The 18,324-nt window shown below is 28.7% G+C and carries 19 protein-coding genes; 5 read left to right on the forward strand and 14 right to left on the reverse strand.

Annotated features, from left to right (window positions below; genetic code table 11):
- Window positions 1-22: 22 nt before the first annotated feature.
- From CXF68_RS10540 to CXF68_RS10565, 4 genes are all read right to left on the reverse strand, one after another.
- A complete protein-coding gene (locus tag CXF68_RS10540; RefSeq protein ID WP_101044471.1) occupies window positions 23-580 on the reverse strand; it encodes a lipoprotein in 558 nt (185 codons plus the stop codon).
- A gap of 422 nt (window positions 581-1,002) precedes the next feature.
- On the reverse strand, window positions 1,003-1,635 hold the full coding sequence (locus tag CXF68_RS10550) for a hypothetical protein (protein ID WP_101044473.1): 633 nt from the start codon (window positions 1,633-1,635) through the stop codon (window positions 1,003-1,005).
- Between the two features lie 491 nt (window positions 1,636-2,126).
- Entirely contained in the window at window positions 2,127-2,873 is a 747-nt protein-coding gene (locus CXF68_RS10560; protein ID WP_101044477.1) for a hypothetical protein, read from the reverse strand.
- A gap of 519 nt (window positions 2,874-3,392) precedes the next feature.
- Window positions 3,393-3,860 carry a hypothetical protein gene (locus tag CXF68_RS10565; RefSeq protein WP_101044479.1) on the reverse strand — a complete coding sequence of 156 codons (468 nt, stop codon included), beginning with the start codon at window positions 3,858-3,860 and terminating at the stop codon, window positions 3,393-3,395.
- Window positions 3,861-4,038: 178 nt separating this feature from the next.
- On the opposite strand from CXF68_RS10565, the gene CXF68_RS10570 reads away from it, so the two are divergent.
- The 5 genes from CXF68_RS10570 (at window position 4,039) to CXF68_RS10590 (ending at window position 8,794) form a co-directional block, all read left to right on the forward strand.
- Entirely contained in the window at window positions 4,039-5,190 is a 1,152-nt protein-coding gene (locus CXF68_RS10570; protein WP_101044481.1) for an SAM-dependent methyltransferase, read from the forward strand.
- Between the two features lie 254 nt (window positions 5,191-5,444).
- Complete coding sequence (locus tag CXF68_RS10575) at window positions 5,445-6,017, forward strand: Crp/Fnr family transcriptional regulator (protein WP_101044483.1); 573 nt, start codon at window positions 5,445-5,447, stop codon at window positions 6,015-6,017.
- 4 nt (window positions 6,018-6,021) lie between these two features.
- A complete protein-coding gene (locus tag CXF68_RS10580) occupies window positions 6,022-6,678 on the forward strand; it encodes an NAD(P)H-binding protein (protein WP_101044485.1) in 657 nt (218 codons plus the stop codon).
- Window positions 6,679-6,749: 71 nt separating this feature from the next.
- Window positions 6,750-7,532, forward strand: coding sequence for a type 1 glutamine amidotransferase domain-containing protein (locus tag CXF68_RS10585; RefSeq protein ID WP_101044487.1), 783 nt, complete (start codon window positions 6,750-6,752; stop codon window positions 7,530-7,532).
- 338 nt (window positions 7,533-7,870) lie between these two features.
- Complete coding sequence (locus CXF68_RS10590; RefSeq protein WP_101044489.1) at window positions 7,871-8,794, forward strand: EamA family transporter; 924 nt, start codon at window positions 7,871-7,873, stop codon at window positions 8,792-8,794.
- Here CXF68_RS10590 and CXF68_RS10595 read toward each other — a convergent pair.
- The 10 genes from CXF68_RS10595 to CXF68_RS10640 all read right to left on the reverse strand — a co-directional run bounded on the left by CXF68_RS10595 (window position 8,769) and on the right by CXF68_RS10640 (window position 18,264).
- A complete protein-coding gene (locus CXF68_RS10595) occupies window positions 8,769-9,584 on the reverse strand; it encodes a DUF1853 family protein (protein ID WP_101044492.1) in 816 nt (271 codons plus the stop codon). The two genes, CXF68_RS10590 and CXF68_RS10595, sit on opposite strands and share 26 nt — an antisense overlap.
- A gap of 10 nt (window positions 9,585-9,594) precedes the next feature.
- Window positions 9,595-10,098 carry an OmpH family outer membrane protein gene (locus tag CXF68_RS10600; protein WP_101044494.1) on the reverse strand — a complete coding sequence of 168 codons (504 nt, stop codon included), beginning with the start codon at window positions 10,096-10,098 and terminating at the stop codon, window positions 9,595-9,597.
- Window positions 10,099-10,228: 130 nt separating this feature from the next.
- On the reverse strand, window positions 10,229-11,131 hold the full coding sequence (gene miaA, locus CXF68_RS10605; RefSeq protein WP_101044497.1) for a tRNA (adenosine(37)-N6)-dimethylallyltransferase MiaA: 903 nt from the start codon (window positions 11,129-11,131) through the stop codon (window positions 10,229-10,231).
- Window positions 11,132-11,950 (reverse strand): ion transporter, encoded by an 819-nt coding sequence (locus CXF68_RS10610; protein WP_101044499.1) that lies wholly within the window; start codon window positions 11,948-11,950, stop codon window positions 11,132-11,134. It abuts the gene before it with no gap.
- A 24-nt stretch (window positions 11,951-11,974) separates the two neighbouring features.
- Window positions 11,975-13,072 (reverse strand): exonuclease domain-containing protein, encoded by a 1,098-nt coding sequence (locus CXF68_RS10615; protein WP_101044501.1) that lies wholly within the window; start codon window positions 13,070-13,072, stop codon window positions 11,975-11,977.
- 29 nt (window positions 13,073-13,101) lie between these two features.
- Window positions 13,102-13,761, reverse strand: a complete 660-nt coding sequence (locus tag CXF68_RS10620) for a YggS family pyridoxal phosphate-dependent enzyme (RefSeq protein ID WP_101044503.1) — start codon at window positions 13,759-13,761, stop codon at window positions 13,102-13,104.
- A gap of 30 nt (window positions 13,762-13,791) precedes the next feature.
- On the reverse strand, window positions 13,792-15,030 hold the full coding sequence (locus tag CXF68_RS10625) for a DUF1015 domain-containing protein (RefSeq protein ID WP_101044505.1): 1,239 nt from the start codon (window positions 15,028-15,030) through the stop codon (window positions 13,792-13,794).
- Between the two features lie 10 nt (window positions 15,031-15,040).
- Window positions 15,041-15,997, reverse strand: coding sequence for an NAD(P)-dependent oxidoreductase (locus tag CXF68_RS10630; RefSeq protein WP_101044507.1), 957 nt, complete (start codon window positions 15,995-15,997; stop codon window positions 15,041-15,043).
- 86 nt (window positions 15,998-16,083) lie between these two features.
- On the reverse strand, window positions 16,084-17,148 hold the full coding sequence (gene serC, locus CXF68_RS10635) for a 3-phosphoserine/phosphohydroxythreonine transaminase (RefSeq protein WP_101044509.1): 1,065 nt from the start codon (window positions 17,146-17,148) through the stop codon (window positions 16,084-16,086).
- Between the two features lie 54 nt (window positions 17,149-17,202).
- On the reverse strand, window positions 17,203-18,264 hold the full coding sequence (locus CXF68_RS10640; protein ID WP_101044511.1) for an acyl-CoA reductase: 1,062 nt from the start codon (window positions 18,262-18,264) through the stop codon (window positions 17,203-17,205).
- Between the last annotated feature and the right edge of the window lie 60 nt (window positions 18,265-18,324).

Raw genomic sequence — 18,324 nt, forward strand, 5'->3', positions numbered from 1 at the left:
TTATGAGCTGTTATAAGTTGTTTTATTTGTCTAATTCTTCCGTGATTCTTGTCAAGGCACCAACTATTCCGTCTTTTACCGTTCTCTCAACTTTAGGAAAGTCAAAATATGCATTTCCTTTTTTTGTATTATGTTTTGTATGTAATAATAATTTTCCATTAGAGTTATAGTATTGCATTTCTACCTCTGTATCGAAACTTTTTCCTGGTTGAATAAATAGATTACTATATTTTATATTTAAAAATCTTAGCTGAGTAATTATTATTCCTTCTAGCATATTTTCACGGCAAATTTTTTCAATAATATTTGGATTAACAGATTCAAGTCTATTAAAATCCTTGATTAATATTACATTAGAAAGCATGTTGCGACTACTTAATTCACTTGACATTATGTTTCTATAAACAAGTGAACTTCCCTTAGCTATTTGTTCAATTACATCCTCATGAGCTAATTGACTAAATCCAATTCTAGTTGCTTTTTCAATTCCTGAATTTGATTTGTAAATTGTTCTTGTGCCTAATACACTGCAGCTTGTTAGTATAGCTGTGATAATAAAGAAAATAAATGTTTTTTTCATATGCTCTTTTAAATTACTTATAACTTTTTTTAAGAATATGAATCCGTTTTAATGATTTATATTCAACGTTAGCAAATTTCGTGTTTTTTAGGTTGAGAATCAAGAGGAGAAAAACTAATTTTTAATTATGTTGGTGTAAAATCTACAAACGATAATCTTGGAGTAGTGTAAGAGGAAAAAGTAGCATAAGTTTAGTAGGAAATAGAAAGCTTCGAGACCTTTTATTTTTGTACTCATTTAATGTGTGTAAATACAATAAAGCAAAGTTTTGTAATTGAAAAATCGGAGTTAGTATATAATGAAACGTAACGTTTCTATATTTCCCAAATAAATAGTAATTATATGAAACTTAGTATTGCGTAAATTTAATGAAGAATTTGTTCGGTTTTTTACCTCAGTTCTTTGTTTCCTGTAGTTTTTATTCATAAATGAAATAAGTTCAACTCAATTTTATTCGACAAAGTATCAACTTTAAAGTAAAAAGGTTCAGCACGATTATTTTCGTTTTCGCTAGGCTCAAAGTCAAATCCGTTTTCACAATATTTCCAAATTCCTTTTTCCGATTTGGAATCCATTTTTTCGAGTATTTGTTCCGTTATATATTTTTCTTCAGCTTCTTTATATTTAATTGTCAATTGAATAGAGTAATCAGAATCTAAAGCCTCTTCTGTATGTTTTATTAGGTTCTTTAAAATCTCAAATTCTTTTGGAATAGTTAAATCAGTTTTTTCCTTAATTACTGGTTCAATATTTTTTAAAGCTAACTTGCTGTCTGGTTTATACATCATTTCTGCAAAAAGATAAATCATAAACCCAAAAAAAAGAGTAGGTATTATCAAAACAGAAAATTGTAAAAAACCAATTATTTTACTTCCTTTAAATAATTGCCAAATAGAAGATATAAATAGAATTAGTGCAGAAAATAGTAGGAGGTAAAGCGAAAAATTAGTGTTTGGTAGTATTGTATCTTTTATAAAAAGTATGAATGATACTCCAAGTAGTAGAAGTGGAATCCACCATTTAATAACTAAATATTTTTTTAAAATTTTGATCATTTTCAAATTAAGTAATAGCTAGTGTAAATGATTGTTATAGCGTTTTGGTAGCAGTTTTTTTCCAATTATCATTTGACTAAAGTATATTATAATAGAAATAAAAAAAGACGCAATTAAAGTCTCTTCTTTTATCCCTATAAAAATACTTCTTTCAATAATATAATGCGAAATATCATTATAGTATTCTTGATATGATGTAATGTGTAACAAGATGTTATACACTATTAATAGTATTATCACCAATAAAAAAAAGGATATAAAAAGATAAAAATGTTTTTTATAATTTTTAAACTTATATATAGAAAAAGGAGCAACCCATGAAATAAAAAATAATGACAGCGCATATATCTTATAAAAATAATCTCCTATTCTAGCAAAAAAAGCATGAGAATCAATATATTTTTCAATTACATATTCATGGAGATTCATTAATAAGAAAATTAAAAAAATATTTAATAGGCTAGCTAAGAAATGAAATTTCACTTTATCTGTCATAATATACTGTAATATGTGTTATTAGAATCTTTTAATTCTCTACTGCCACCTATGTACCATTTATGACTATCACATCTAACATCACCCATATCATATCTATTGCCTCCTCTACCTGCTCCTATGGAACAAAAACCATTGTCAGCTATCCAATTATTTTCGATATCTGTTATAATTTCTACATGTGAAGAACCAAAGACAACTATATCGCCTTTTTGTACATCTTTATAATTATTTCGCTTTCTTAGAGAGGATTTACCCATATAAATTTGTGATGGGTCGTAATAGTGGTTATTTCCAGAAGTGAAATTTTTACGATTATACAAATAAATTGCATCCCCCACAAAAACATTACACAACCAACGTTTCCCATTACTAGCATCACTCCAAAAAACACTATACAAATCACTTCTCCGTCTACTTACAAGAGCTTCTCGTAATTTTGAAAAGTGAGTGGAACTATCCAAATTAATTCCTCTTCCTTCATATCCAAAACCAGCCAAAGTAGAAATAGTCATTCGCTGTTTGAGAGACAATCTGCTCCATATTTGTTTTCTTTCTTTAGATGTTTTCTTTTTCCAAGAATCACTATTTGGAAGATCATGAGGTTTTGATGTCCGACCTTCTAAGTTTGAATTAGGTGAGAAAAACCAATTTTGTTCTCGCTCGTGATAAGCCCAATAGGAATCCATAATTTCTTTATCAGAACCTAATCGTTTAGCGGCTTCTACTAAAAGTAAATTCATAAATAATTATTTTCGTGTTTTTCTAATGTACTACAACAAATACATATAGTTACTATTAACGATATATGTATCATATGTGTGCTAAGATAGTAAAACTATAACACCTATGTTACGCAATTTTTTTGTTCTATCTTAACTAAAGCAATACCTAACTAGACATTTTAAATATATTTTAATTAAAAAATAAGTAACTATATACAATGCTTTTTTTGTACAGTTTTAAGTTGTGTATTTCTAGAATTGTACAAGCTTGTACAGTTTTTAAATTTTATTTTTAATATTGTACGAGCATGTACAATCCTAGAATTTAATTTTTTTGTATTGTACAAAATAAAAGTGCTAATTACTTGGTGGGTTTAAAGAAATACTTAAAATTCATTACTAAAAAGATAAAAATGAAGCAGCGAATTTGTTTTATCATGTTATAATTGCTTTTAGAAGCAAAAGGTTTTAGGTTAGTAGAAATAGAATCGGTTTTGAGATAAACAAATTAAGATTATAAGGTGTTGAGCGTTTTTTTTATATAAAGTATACTAAATAAAATCTTTTTAATAAACTTATTCCAGAAAATAACCCGATAATTACAAATATCATAACAGGAATGTATACAAATGAATATCCTTTTTTTCCAATATGAATAATCATTTGATTATTTATTTCATATTCTGTCATATATTCATTGTTGGGAGATTTATAGATTTTAATTATTTGCTCAATTTGATGCTTATCAAAATCACCTCTACTAATTTTAATTTCAATATGTTCGTTATTTTCAATTATCTGACCATTAAAATTTAAATCAGGAAATTTTTCATTAGGGCTCTTTTTATTGTATTTATCAATTATCTTAAATGTGAGATTATTATTCAAATCTATTTCATTGTATAGCTTTGTATATTTTGAGGCATCTCGCCCAGCAAGAAAAAAAATAATGAAAGAGATTATTGTTAGACTAAACAGTTTATTCGTAGGAATTCTATACTCCATGTATTTAATTAGTAATTTAATTTTGGAATGATGGTCAACTTTTTTTAAGAATATGAATCCGTTTATGATTTAGATCCAGCGTTAGCGAAGTTCGTTTTTTTTAGGTTGAAAATCAAGAGGAGAAAAACTAATTTTTAATTATGGTGTTTTTAAAAACAATCTTATTTATTTTTGCAGTATGAATGAATTCCAGCAATTAAGAGATACACTAAGTAAAAGTGTTTTAGATACCAATTTTGTAAAAATGACTTTAAGTAAGCCTATCAAAAAGAGCGATGGTTTACCAAATATATATATTCGTTTAGTAGCAATAAAAGGAACAGAAATGTTTCAGTTTACGTACCATTATACAACAAATGATAAGGTTAAAAATTACACAATAACAGATGCCTTATCTGAATTAGAAATCTTATTGATGGACAATTTTAGAGCTGCAACCTTGTTTACTTTATCTAAAGATTTGTTGATTTTTATTTCAAAAAAGAAAAAAGTTTCTTACCGTGAAAATGCTGCAAGTTTTAAAAATAAATTACCTGTAACACACGATAAACCAAAAGAGCGTTTAGCCGAAGCGGGAAGTTATTTACATCATTTAGGAATTACCGATAAAGAAGGAAAGGTTATTCATAAAATGGCAGATAAGTACCGTCAAATTAATAAGTATTTAGAGATTATTGAAGGCTTATTAAAATCGACAAAATTGCCAAAACATATTAATATTGTTGATATGGGCTCAGGTAAAGGGTATTTAACATTTGCTTTATATGATTATTTAGTAAATCAAAAAAAATACAGTGCTACTGTTACTGGTATTGAGTTACGTGAAGAATTGGTAAATTACTGTAATGACATCGCAGAGAAATCGAACTTTGAAAAACTGTCATTTGTTGCTCAACCAATTCAAGAATATGATAATAATAAAATAGACATTCTAATTGCATTACATGCTTGTGATACAGCAACCGATGATGCAATTTATAAAGGTTTATCAGCAAAATCTGAATTAATAATTTGTGCACCGTGTTGTCATAAACAAATTCGTCAGCAAGTAAAAGGGAAAGAGCAGGAAAGTCCACTTTTAAAATACGGAATTTTTAAAGAACGTCAGTTTGAAATGGTAACAGATACCATTAGAGCTTTAATTTTAGAAAAGAACAATTACAATACGAAAGTATTTGAATTTATAAGCAACGAACATACACGTAAAAATGTAATGTTGGTGGGAAGTAAGTCTTCAAAAAAGAATGATATTTCTAAAATTGATGATAGAATATCAAGCTTAAAAGATGCATATTTAATTGAGAATCATTATTTAGAAACGCTTTTATAGGGGTATGATATAGAAGTTAGGTATCTATCAATAAATGCTAATGGGTATTTAATTTTATGAAGTTTAAAATAATTCTTATTGTCTGTTCGAGCGCAGCCGAGAACTATTAGCTTGTTAAAGATAGGTTTCGACTGCGCTCAACCAGACATTTTTAAGATGTTTCAATTAAAATAGAAGTAACTATTTACTGAACTCTATTATAAATAATAAAAATCACCAATATTGGTGATTTTTTTAGTTTAATTTTACAAGTAATGGAAAATGAATTATCAATAGTTTTTAAAGGTTTAGAAATTTCTAACGAAGAAATAAACAGTATTCAAGCAGGTTTTACGAAGGTTACTTTTAAGAAAGGAGCTATTGTTTTAAGAAACAATGAAGATGTAAAATATCAATACTATGTTTTAAGTGGTTGTTTACGCGCATTTTTTATTGATAAAAAAGGGAAAGAACATACAGTACAGTTTGCTGTTAATGATTGGTGGATTAGTGACTATATAGGCTACTTTTCTGAGACAAAATCGGTGTTAACGATTGAATGTATAGAAGAGGCTGTTTTACTAAGAGTATCAAAGAAAAGTATAGAAGATACTTACAATCAAATACCTAAAATAGAACGTTTTTTTAGAAAGAAGATGGAACGCTCTTTTGTAAGTTTTCAAAAGAGAATTTTAGCTAACTTATCTCAATCGGCTAAAGAACGATATCAGAATTTTATAAAAACATATCCTAATATAGAACAGCATGTAAAAAATTATCATATTGCTTCTTTCTTAGGAATTACAACCGAAAGTTTAAGTAGAATACGAAAAGAAATAGCAAAATAACTTTATGAAAACGGCAATTGTATTAGGAGCAACAGGTTTAACAGGAGGTTTGTTGTTAGATAAGTTGGTAAAAGACGATAATTATAAAATTATTAAAGTTTTTACGAGACGAACAACTGGTAATAAATCGCCAAAGGTTAAAGAATTTATAATTGATTTGCTTCTTTTAGATCAGTTTACAACCGATTTTATTGCAGATGAAGTGTTTTGTTGTATTGGTACAACGGCGAAAAAAACGAAAGATAAGACTGTTTATAAATCGATAGATTATGGTATTCCGGTTACTGCTGCAAAATTAGCAAAAGCGAATGGAATAGAAGTTTTTACTGTTGTTTCGGCTATGGGAGCAAATTTAAAAAGCAGCGTATTTTATAATAAAACCAAAGGAGAAATGGAAGCTTCAGTTTTAGAACAAAAAATAAAACACACCTATATTCTTCGTCCATCTTTAATAAAAGGAAATCGACAAGAAAGTAGGTTAGGAGAAGATATCGGTAATTTTATAGCCAATTTTATGAACCTTTTTTTAATTGGTAGTTTAAGAAAATATAGAAGTATAAAAGGGGAAACAATAGCTACTGCTTTGAAAAATATTGTGGTGTTAAAACCAGCAGAAACTATAATTTTTTCTAATAAAATCAAAGAAATTTCGAAGTTGTAAATTTCTTACCATACATCAATTTTTACGTTTAGTAGTTGTAGTACTTTTGACAAGAATTATAAATATTAAAAATGAAAAAAATTATAACAGCAATTTTTGCAATTACTTTACTTGCATCTTGCGGAAATAAAAAAGAAGTTAAAAAAGTTAGCGATACTATAGAAAAAGCTACCAAAACTAAAAAAGTATTATTCGTTTTAACATCTCATGAAAATTTAGGAGATACAGGACATAAAACAGGTTTTTGGATTGAAGAATTTGCAACACCATATTATACTTTAAAAGACAAAGGTGTAGAAATTACATTGGCATCTCCAAAAGGAGGACAGCCACCAATTGACCCAAACAGTGCCGCTGAAACTGCAGCTACTGAATCGACAAAACGTTTTGATAATGATAAAGAAACACAAGCTATTTTAGCAAAAACATTAAAATTAGCAGATATAAACGAAGCAGATTACGATGCTGTTTTTTATCCAGGAGGTCACGGTCCTTTATGGGATTTATCTGAAGACAAGAATTCTATTACTTTGATTGAATCTTTTTACAAGAATAATAAGCCAGTAGCAGCAGTTTGTCATGCCCCAGCAATATTTAAAAACACAAAAGGAACTGATGGGAAACCGTTAGTAAATGGTAAAAAAGTAACAGGATTTACAAATTCTGAAGAAGCTGCAGTTAAATTAACAGACGTAGTTCCTTTTTTAGTGGAAGATATGTTAAAGGCTAACGGAGGTGTTTACACTAAAGGATTAGATTGGCAACCTCACGCGGTTGAAGACGGTAATTTAATTACTGGTCAAAACCCTGCTTCATCTGAATTAGTAGCAGAAAAGTTATTTGCTAAATTGTAGAAAAATTATTTTAGAGGTCAGTATATAAATACGTATTTTTAAACTAACTATGTCAGGTAGAGCGTAGTCGAGATCTCTTCATTATAATTTAAAAGTTCTCGAAAGTTCGTTTACTACTTTCAATCAAATTGTCATTTGATTTCAACAGTGCTTGAACAGACAAGTAATTTATTTATTATGTATTAGAAATAAACGTATTAGATATGTTTACAATACGTAATTACTTATTGACCTCCATATTATTTATATAAGAATCGTCTAAAATTATTTTAGACGATTTTTTTTTGTGACTAAAACTAAAACATTATCGTACTTTTATCGAAGAAATAAAAAGCAGTATGAAAAATTCAAAATTATTAATTGTAGGAGCATTTTTATCTATATATGTAATATGGGGATCTACCTATTTATTTAATAAAATAGCAGTTACTGAGATTCCTCCATTATATTTAGGAGGGATACGCTTTCTTACAGCAGGTACCTTAATTATGATGATTGCAAAAGCAATGAAAATATCTATAAAATTAACAAAGCGTCAATTTATAAATTCGATAATAGCTGCTTTTTTGTTTTTAGTATATGGAAACGGCGTTTTTGTATGGGCTCTTAAGTATGTTGATAGTGGTTTTGCTGCTTTATTAGCGTCAACACAACCATTATTTGTATTATTTCTATTACGCTTAATAGATGGAAAAAAAATGCAAAGAAAATCTATTATTGGAGTTTTATTTGGCATTTTCGGAATGTATTTATTGGTAAGTCAAAATGAAATTTCAACATCTGAGGGAAGTGTTTTAGGTATTTTTATGATTCTTTCATGTGTATTAAGTTGGAGCTACGGTACTGTTTTTGTATCGAAAGCCGATTTACCTAAAAATTATTTGGTTAGTACTGGCTATCAAATGTTAATTGCGGGGTTTTTACTAGGAATATCAAGTTTGATATTTAAAGAAACATGGGTTTCTCCATTAAATTGGGCATATAAAATACAAGGATCAGTATTATTTTTAATTATTTTTGGAGGAATCATTGCTTTTACGGCCTTTAATTATTTATTAAAAGTAGTATCACCAGAAAAAGTAGCAACATCAGCTTATGTAAATCCGGTAATAGCTTTAATATTAGGTTGGAAATTTTTAAATGAGCAATTAACAACGCAATCAGTAGTAGCGTCTATTGTTTTATTAACAGGTGTTTATTTTATAACATCAAGAAAAAGAATATCTAAAAATAAAGTTACCACCAAACCGCAAAAAATTTAAAAAGTTCTCCATTCGATTTTTTTAACCAACAGAGTGGCGCTTTTTCAGCATCCAAATAAATTTGAAGCTCAGTAATAAAATCAGTAAAACTTAGCCAATCAATATTTGTATGAGGTTCTACTAACCAATTATGTTTGTTAGGAATGTGAAATTTAGATTCGTTAAAATCATTGAGCTCTTTTAAATTGATGTAAAACCCGTTTATACATTCATTATTTACCAAAGGAAATTCATTTCCATAATCTTTTAAAGGAACAAATAATTGTGCCTTAAAAAATAATTGTTGATCAATTTCAGAAGCAATTAATTTTAAACTTTCTAAGTACGTTAAGCATTCATTCGTGTAGAGTAGTGGGAGTTGTTTTTCTCTTAGTTTAGTTAGTTTTTGAAGTAAACTATCTCGTCTATTAGGTCCAATCCAATGTTCAATTTCTGAGTTGCCAACAGTACTATCGTACAAATAAAATTTATAAATAATTTCTAAATGAATTGGTTTTCTATTTTTAAATAAAATGCAATCTAACTCGCCTAATGTTATTTTTTCTTGCTGAATTTGAATGTTCTCTACAATGATTTCAATTGATGAGTCTTGTTGTAATTCATAAGATACAAAACGTTCAACAAGTTTACCTAAACGAAGTTTTTGCGGTGTTTTATTGGAATAAGAAGTTGTTTTAGGTATGCTATTGCTAAATTGTTGCAAACCAAAAACACCTTTTCCATTCCATAGAAAAGGTGTTTTTAAATATCCTTCGTATTGTAATTGTAAATCTTTTGATTTTTTGTCCATCAAAGCGTTACTATTCTTTAATACCTAACTTAGCTAAAACCAATTTAGTGATATCAAAATTTTCATCGATATATCCAAACTGATTTCCGTTGGTGGTTAAAACCTGTGTATATCCATTTGCTTTGGCAACTTCGGCTATAACTTCACTTAATTTTTTATATAAAGGACGCATATTATCATCTTTTTGAAGTTGCATCATTGTACTACCATTTTTACGAAATTTAGCCATCTCTTGTTCTAAAACAGCAATTTCTTGTATTTTAGTTTTTTTATCTGCATCTGATATTGTTTTTTCTACTGTTTTGTATGCCTTAATTTTTGTTTGATAATTTTTTGCTTTTACTTGAAAAGACGAATCTAATCTCTTTGCATACTTATCAAGTCTATGCATAACATTTTTCATTTGTGGCATTTTACCAATAATAAAATCGGTATCTACAGTACCTAGTTTTGTTTGCGCAAATGATATCGTTGTTAATAGAATGGCTACTAAAAATGTAATTTTTGATTTCATGTTTATTATTTAGTTAAAATAGTACAGTATAATTTAAGAACTCAAATATAAGGGATTATCTTAGTTTTATAAAAACTTAATGAGTGGCGGCAAATATAGAAAACGGAAAAAAAGAACTCTTTAAAAAGCGTTAAAATTTATTTTCTATTGATTTGATAATGTGTTCAGTTTTTTCTTTAAAATCAAACCAAATAATATCTTTATCTTTTCGAAACCAAGTACCTTGTCGTTTAGCAAAACGTCGGGTATTTTTTTTAATTTCATCAATCGCAAATTCTTTGGTAAAATTACCATCAATATATTCGAATAATTCTCGATAACCAACCGTTTTTAAAGCATTCAGTTTTTTATGAGAATAAAAACTTCTAACTTCTTCTAATAAACCATTTTGCATCATAATATCTACACGGCGATTAATGCGGTCGTACATAATTTCTCTATCAGCAGTTAATCCAACTTTAATGGATTGAAAGTTACGAGGTGTTTTTGGTTTATTTTTAAAAGAAGCATAGGTTTTTCCGCTACCAATACAAATTTCTAAGGCACGAAGTACTCGATGAGGATTATCAATAGTTATTGAATTATAGGTTTCAATATCTAACTCTTTTAGTTTTTCTTGAAGAGGTACTATTCCTTTCTCTTCAAGTTCTTGGGTAAGCGTAGCTCTTATTACTGGATCTACTTCAGGAAAATAATCTAAGCCTTTTAAAACAGCATCGACATATAAACCACTACCACCAACCATAATCTGAATTGGGTTTTTGGCAAATAATTCATTTAATTTGGCTAAAGCATCTCTTTCAAACTGACCAACGGAATAGTCTTCTAAAATACTTCTATTTTGAATAAAGTGATGTGTAGCAGCTGCTAGTTCTTCAGAATCGGGAACAGCAGTTCCTATGCTCATTTCTTTATAAAATTGACGAGAATCACATGAGATTATATCACAACCAAAATGTTGAGCAAGCTTAATACTAAGCGCTGTTTTTCCTATGGCTGTTGCTCCAACAATGGTAATTAATGTGTTTTTCATTTAATCGTGTAGTTTATTTCCGCAGTGATTACAAAAAATAGCATCATCATCATGCCCTTCATAAGAACAATTAGGGCAAGATTGAGTGTTTAAATTAATGTCATTTACTTTTACCATTTCTGAACTAACAATACCTGTAGGAACAGCAATAATACCATATCCTAAAATCATAACAATACTAGCTATAAACTGGCCAAATGGTGTATGAGGTGCAATATCACCATAACCAACAGTTGTTAGTGTTACAATTGCCCAATATACACTTCTAGGAATACTTGTAAAACCGTTTTCACCACCTTCAATTAAATACATTATAGTTCCTAATATGATGCATAAAATTAGTACAAAGAATAAAAAGACAGCAATTTTGGCTTTACTTGCCTTTAAGGCTTTCATAAAATTGTTTGATTCACCTACAAAACGAGCTAGTTTTAAAATTCTAAAAACACGCAATAAACGTAAAGCTCTTAAGGCAACTAAACTGTGCGTTCCTGTAAAGAAAATAGCTAAATATTTTGGCAAGGTTGATAATAAATCAATAATACCATAAAAGCTAAAAATGTATTTAGTAGGTTTTTTAATTGAAACGATACGAACAATATATTCGACTGTAAATAGGAGAGTAATTACCCATTCAGATATATTTAAAATAGCACCATATTGTGAGTTAATACTATTAACACTTTCGAGCATTACTAATACAATACTTGCTATTATTGCAATTAATAGAATAACATCAAATAACTTACCAGCAGGTGTATCGGCTTCATAAATTACCTCATGAAGTTTTTCTTTCCAATTTTTAGTGTTTTTTTTCAAGTAAAGAAAGTTGTTTAGATACTGTTATAAATCATTTTCAGTTTGCAAGCGTACAATTTTCCCTACTTTATTTTTAAGTAAGTAATTCTTAATTATTGTTTTAGCTAAATCAGCATTTTCAATAGGAGTTAACATCGGTTTTAAGATGTTTAACTGATTTTCTTGAAAAGCAAAGCTGGTATAAGCGTATCCTAAAACGATGTTTTTTTCGATTAAAATAACGGCATGCTCTTCAGGTGTTCTTCCTTTATCTATAATTAATAAATTATCATGATTAAAATTTTTATCAGAAATTTTTCGTTTACGAATAACATTAAATTTAGGTTTTAAGTTCGTAAGTTCTAAATGATATTTTAATCTCGTAAAAAGAGGGTTTCCTGTTTCTTCATAAGTAACTTCATTAACTCTTTTTATTATTTTTAGAGCTTTAGGAGTACTTTTTAAAAAGAGCTTATTTACTTCTTGTTTTATGTTTTTACCTCTACCTACATATATAATAGTACCATGTTCACTATGTATATAAAAGAGTCCTTGTTTTTCTGGTAATTTGTCTAATATTTTTGTTAAACGTTGCTTTTGTTGCCTACCGTCTGAATATTTTATAGATTGTTGAACAATACTTTTATCAACGTCTTTTTCTAAAAGTAATTTAAATAATTGCACAGTTGCTAGGGCATCGCCATTTGCTCTATGCCTATCTGACATAGGAATTCCAATGAATCTACATAATTTACCTAAACTGTGTGAAGGAGCTTCAGTAATTAGTTTTTTACTAAGTGCTACGGTACAAAGCGTATTTCTTTGAAAATCAAAACCTAAACGATCATATTCTGTCCGCAAAATTCGATAATCGAAACTAGCATTGTGAGCAATGATAATACAGCCTTCAGTAATTTCAATAATTCGTTTTGCAACTTCATGAAATTTAGGTGCGTTTCGAAGCATTTTACTATTAATACCTGTTAGTTTAACAACAAACTCTTGAATCTCTCTCTCAGGATTTACTAAACTAATAAATTGGTCAACAACTTGATGACCATCAAATTTATGAATAGCAATTTCTGTAATTCCTTCTTCATTAAATTTACCTCCTGTTGTTTCAATATCTAAAACTGCGTACAATTTTTTTTTTTTAGCTGATTAATGTAAATTTAAACAATATAATTTCGAACTCCAAAAATAGCACTACCAATTCTTACCATATTACTACCATTTTTTATAGCTAATTGATAATCACCACTCATTCCCATTGAAAGAATAGATAATTTTGAATTTTTTTCTTGGTTTTTACTGAAAAAGTTAGCTAATGAGGTAAATTCGTCCTGTAACTGTTCTTGATTGTCAGTAAAAGTGGCCATTCCCATAAAGCCTACAACTTTTATATGCTGTAATTCAGAAAATTCTTCAGAAGATATAATTTCATCAATATCTAAAAAGGACAATCCGAATTTAGTTTCTTCTTTAGCAATACGAGCCTGTAACAAGCAGTTTATTACTCGATTGTGTTTTTTTGCTTGTTTGTTAATTTCTTTAAGTGTTTTAAAACTATCTACACCGTGAATTAAATTAACAAAGTGGGCCATGTATTTTACTTTGTTACGTTGTAAATGCCCAATCATATGCCATTTGATATCTTTTGGCAAAGCATCAAACTTTGTAACCATTTCCTGAATTTTGTTTTCACCAAACACGCGTTGTCCTGCATCGTATGCTTCTTGAATATCAGCAATAGGTTTGGTTTTAGAAACAGCAACTAGTGTTACGTTTTCTGGTAATTCGTTTTTTATAGTAAGTAAATTCTGAGCAATCATAGTAGGTTGTATGTGAGTACAAAGGTTGTACTAAAATTCATAAATAGTTAAAGCACTTCTTAACTTAGGTTCTATATAGGTTGTTTTTGGAGGCATTAACATATCTGCATCAACAATTTCTTTCAGTTCATTTATTGTTGTTGGTAGCATTCCAAAAGAAACTTTAAAATCCCCACTATCAACTTTTGTTTTTAATTCTAAACTATCAGACTTGTCTTGTGAGTATAGTATTTTAGATGCGTTTCTTATATCTTTAAGACCTAATATTGGTTTTAAAATTGTTTGATATAAAATTTGAGCATCTAATTTACTTAAAGTATCTGTAAATTCATAAGCTGATTTACGTAAATGCAAGGCGTAAAATTCACCATTTAAATACATGGTGAATTGATGTTTCTCTTTAGGTCTGTATAACTCTTGCCCTCTGTTTTCTATTCTAAAAAAAGCATCTAATTCAATTAAAAACTCTTCAGGAGTTAGTCCGTTTAAATCTTTTATAAAACGATTAAATTCATAAATACTTAGTTGACTTTCGGGTAATAAATAGCTCATAAAAAAGTTATAATTTTCATTACCTGTGTGTTTTAAATTTTCTTTAGCTAAGTTTTTAGCTAATAAACAAGAAGAGGTAGAACGATGATGCCCATCGGCAATATATAAGGTGTTTATTTCAGCGAAAGCGTTTGTTATTTGTTCAATATCATTCTTATCATCAACAAGCCAAAGTAAATGAGCATCTTTATCGGTAGTTGAAAATTCGTATTCAGCTCTATTAGCTCGATATTTTTCAATAACTGAAGTAATGCTATCATTGTCAGGGTAGGTAAGTAGTACAGGTTCTGCGTTAAACCCTGTGTTTTTCAAATAGGTTTCAAATAATAACTCTCTTTCTTTAAGTGTACCTTCGTGTTTTTTAATATTATTGTTATGGTAATCTTCTACTGAAGTCGCAGCAATAATTCCGCAAAAAGAATTCGTTGGTGTTGTTTTTTGATAAATATAAAAACCAGGAGTTTTATCTTTTGTAAAAATACCATCTTCTTTAAATTCTAAATAACGATTGTGCACCAGTTTAAAACGTTGATCGCCTGTAATGTCTTGTTTATGATATTTATAACCAGGGTTTATAACATGTAAAAATGTATATGGGTTAAATGCTAATTTTGCATTTAACATTTCTTGGGAATAAATTTCATATGATTTAGACGAAACCATGGCTACTTTATCTCTAGTAGCTCTTACTGCTTTAAAAGGTTTTACAATAGCCATTAAAATGTATTTATATGTGTAACGATTCTATGATTTTGTTAGCTAACTCTACACCTGTTTTATGCTGTGATTCGATTGTATTTGCAGCTATATTGGGACTTAAAGATAATTCAGGATTCATTAATAACTGAATTTCAGGTTTTGGCTGATTTTCAAAAGTATCTAAAGCAGCATATTGTACTTTTCCACTTTCGATAGCTTTTATTAAAGCAATTTCATCTACTAAACCACTTTGCGCAACATTAATAAAGCCAACACCATCTTTCATTTTTTCAAATTCTTTAACTCCAATTAAATGGTTTTCTTGAGCTTCTAAATGTAAACTTATAAAATGTGCTTCTTTTAAAAGTTCATCTGAACTAATTAAATCAATTTCAAAATCAAGTATTTGTCCGTTATAAAATTCAACAGGAATTGTTATCGTATTTTCATAATTAACGTCGTAACCAACAACCTTCATTCCTAAACCTAAGGCTATTTTAGCAACTTGTTGTCCTGAGGTACTCATTCCTATAATACCTAATGTTTTTCCTCGTAATTCAGTACCGTTAGAGAATTGCTTTTTAAGGTTATTAAAATTCATATCACCTTCTAAAGGCATTTCGCGGTTTGCTTGATGTAAAAAACGAGCCATACCTAGCAAATGTGCAAAAACAAGTTCTGCAACAGCATTGGCACTAGCATCAGAAATATTTACTACTTGTACACCACATTCTTGGGCATAGGCAACATCTATATTATCGTTGTTACTACTTGCGTTTGCAATTAATTTTAAACTTGGGCAATTGTCTATAAGTTCAGAATGAATTTCTGTGTTATTTTTAATAATGATTGCGTTAATTCCTTCATCATTAATAAAATTATCTAGTTGCTCTTGAGCAACTTTAGTTGCTATTACTTCAAATCCTGCATTTTCTAAAGTAGATTTTCCACTTTCTGATATTCCGTCGTTTGCTAATATTTTCATTTTTATTTTATAATGTTATTCCGAGGAATAAAATGACGAGGCAATCTCTATAAACAGATTCCTTCACTTTGTTCGGAATGACGTTTTTATGCTTTTCTTTCTAGTTCTTGCATTACATCTACCAAAGCTTGTACGCTATATAAAGGTAATGCGTTGTACATGCTTGCTCTATATCCACCAACACTTCTATGACCATCTAAACCATTAATATTGGCTTCTTTCCACATCGTATTGAATTTATCTTTTAAATTAGTGTCAGTTAAGTTAAACGTAGCGTTCATATGGCTTCTGTCTTCTTTAACAACTACTCCTTTAAAAAGAGAATTTCTATCTATTTCATTATATAAAAGTGCCGACTTTTGTTCGTTTACTTTTTCTATAAATTTAATTCCACCTAAATCTTTTAACCATTTTAACGTTAACATTGAAGTATAAACTGCAAAAACAGGAGGAGTGTTAAACATACTATCTTTATCTATAAAAGATTGATAGTTTAACATTGAAGGGATAACACGTTCTACTTTTCCTAAAATATCATTTTTAATAACGACTAGGGTAGTACCTGCAGGACCCATATTTTTTTGTGCACCTGCATAGATTAAATCAAACGTTGAAAAATCTAACTGACGTGAAAAAATATCAGAACTCATATCACATATTAATGGAACATTAACTTTTGGGAAATTCTTCATTTGTGTTCCGTAAATAGTGTTATTACTTGTGCAATGAAAATAATCAACATCACTAGGAACTTGATATCCTTTAGGTATATAATTAAAATTTTTATCTTTTGACGAAGCGACTTCAACTAGTTCTCCAAATAATTTAGCTTCCGTAATCGCTTTAGAACTCCAAGTACCTGTGTTTAAATATGCCGCTTTTTTATTTAATAAATTATAGGCAGTCATTAAAAACTGAGCACTAGCTCCACCTTGTAAAAATAAGGCAGTATAACCTTTGTTTTCTAAACCTAACAATTCTAAAGCTAAACTTCTTGCGTTTTCAATTACATCAACAAAAGGTTTACTACGATGTGATATTTCAATTAAAGAAAGATCATCGTTATTAAAGTTTATAATGGCTTCAGAAGCTTTTTTTAAAACTTCTTCTGGTAAAATACAAGGACCTGCGCTAAAGTTGTGCTTTTTCATTAGTAAGTGGTATTTCGTTAGAACAAAGGTGCAAAATTTATAGGGAGTTCATCTTTAAATTTTTGATAAAAAAGCTAAAGTGTTTACGCTATCTGCATAATCCCATAATTGAGGATGCTGAGTTTGACCGAAAGCTATTTCGCTTTCAATACAATTACGAGCAACAACGCATTGCGTTTTTTCTCTATCTTCCCAAAGTTTTATTTTTAAATCATCAATATTGTCGTAATATTCATAAAAAATAGAGGCGATAGGTGAAGTATAACTTTCATCTTCTTTAATCATTAAAAATCCGTTTTCTAAAATATCAAATTCACTCATTAAATACACGGTTTTATTATAATCGTAATTATTTGCGTATTTAGCGTTGTTAATAATTTCATGTTGATTATACATTCCTTTAAAAAAGGCATCGAAATCATAGTTTTTAGGAACAAATAATTTAGAAACAGAACGACAACCTAAACCAAAATAACGAAATATATCGTTACTTAAGTTTTCAAGATCTTGTTTAGTTTCATTTCCTGTTAAAACAGCAACTGAATTTCTACTTTTCCTAATAATATTAGGCTTGTTTTTAAAGTAATATTCAAAATAACGAGCTGTATTGTTACTTCCTGTAGCAATTACAGCATCGAAACCTTCTAGTTTTTCTTCAGTAAATACAATGTTTCCTTTTAGTTTAGGTTCAACATATTCTAAATATTTTGCTAAAAAAGGTAATAAATGTTTATCGTTTGATGACTGTTTTACTAAAACAGCATGTCCTGATATTAAAACAGATAAAAAATCATGAAAACCAACAAGAGGTATGTTTCCAGCCATAATGATAGCAACTTTTTTCGAGTTGTTATTACCTAAACTCTCACTAGAAACCCATTGTTGAATGTTTTCTTTTGTTAATGCTTCAGACCAGCTTTTTATGGCAAACATTAAATTTTGTTTAGTAAACCACCTATTATTCTCTTCAGAAATTTTTAATTGATGGTTAAATCCATCAAAAAACAAATCATTAAATTGAATATTGTCTTTTTGAATTGTATTTGTTTCAGTAAATTGACTTAAAAACTTCCCTAATTCTATAAAAGCTGAAATTCTATTTTGGATTGTATCCATTTATTTTGTTTCTAAATTAATTTGGAACTATTTTTGCATTTGCAAAGTTACAAAACTGAA

Source organism: Tenacibaculum sp. Bg11-29 (assembly GCF_002836595.1).
Taxonomy (GTDB): domain Bacteria; phylum Bacteroidota; class Bacteroidia; order Flavobacteriales; family Flavobacteriaceae; genus Polaribacter.

Excerpts from the sequence above, each read along its gene's own strand:
- CXF68_RS10580 (WP_101044485.1), top strand. The coding sequence starts at position 6,022 with ATGAAAACGGCAATTGTATTAGGAGCAACAGGTTTAACAGGAGGTTTG.
- CXF68_RS10575 (WP_101044483.1), top strand. The coding sequence starts at position 5,445 with ATGGAAAATGAATTATCAATAGTTTTTAAAGGTTTAGAAATTTCTAAC.
- CXF68_RS10540 (WP_101044471.1), bottom strand. The coding sequence starts at position 580 with ATGAAAAAAACATTTATTTTCTTTATTATCACAGCTATACTAACAAGC.
- CXF68_RS10585 (WP_101044487.1), top strand. The coding sequence starts at position 6,750 with ATGAAAAAAATTATAACAGCAATTTTTGCAATTACTTTACTTGCATCT.
- serC (WP_101044509.1), bottom strand. The coding sequence starts at position 17,148 with ATGAAAAAGCACAACTTTAGCGCAGGTCCTTGTATTTTACCAGAAGAA.
- CXF68_RS10570 (WP_101044481.1), top strand. The coding sequence starts at position 4,039 with ATGAATGAATTCCAGCAATTAAGAGATACACTAAGTAAAAGTGTTTTA.
- CXF68_RS10560 (WP_101044477.1), bottom strand. The coding sequence starts at position 2,873 with ATGAATTTACTTTTAGTAGAAGCCGCTAAACGATTAGGTTCTGATAAA.
- CXF68_RS10620 (WP_101044503.1), bottom strand. The coding sequence starts at position 13,761 with ATGATTGCTCAGAATTTACTTACTATAAAAAACGAATTACCAGAAAAC.
- CXF68_RS10600 (WP_101044494.1), bottom strand. The coding sequence starts at position 10,098 with ATGAAATCAAAAATTACATTTTTAGTAGCCATTCTATTAACAACGATA.
- CXF68_RS10550 (WP_101044473.1), bottom strand. The coding sequence starts at position 1,635 with ATGATCAAAATTTTAAAAAAATATTTAGTTATTAAATGGTGGATTCCA.
- CXF68_RS10630 (WP_101044507.1), bottom strand. The coding sequence starts at position 15,997 with ATGAAAATATTAGCAAACGACGGAATATCAGAAAGTGGAAAATCTACT.
- CXF68_RS10625 (WP_101044505.1), bottom strand. The coding sequence starts at position 15,030 with ATGGCTATTGTAAAACCTTTTAAAGCAGTAAGAGCTACTAGAGATAAA.
- CXF68_RS10640 (WP_101044511.1), bottom strand. The coding sequence starts at position 18,264 with ATGGATACAATCCAAAATAGAATTTCAGCTTTTATAGAATTAGGGAAG.
- miaA (WP_101044497.1), bottom strand. The coding sequence starts at position 11,131 with ATGAAAAACACATTAATTACCATTGTTGGAGCAACAGCCATAGGAAAA.
- CXF68_RS10590 (WP_101044489.1), top strand. The coding sequence starts at position 7,871 with ATGAAAAATTCAAAATTATTAATTGTAGGAGCATTTTTATCTATATAT.
- CXF68_RS10565 (WP_101044479.1), bottom strand. The coding sequence starts at position 3,860 with ATGGAGTATAGAATTCCTACGAATAAACTGTTTAGTCTAACAATAATC.
- CXF68_RS10595 (WP_101044492.1), bottom strand. The coding sequence starts at position 9,584 with ATGGACAAAAAATCAAAAGATTTACAATTACAATACGAAGGATATTTA.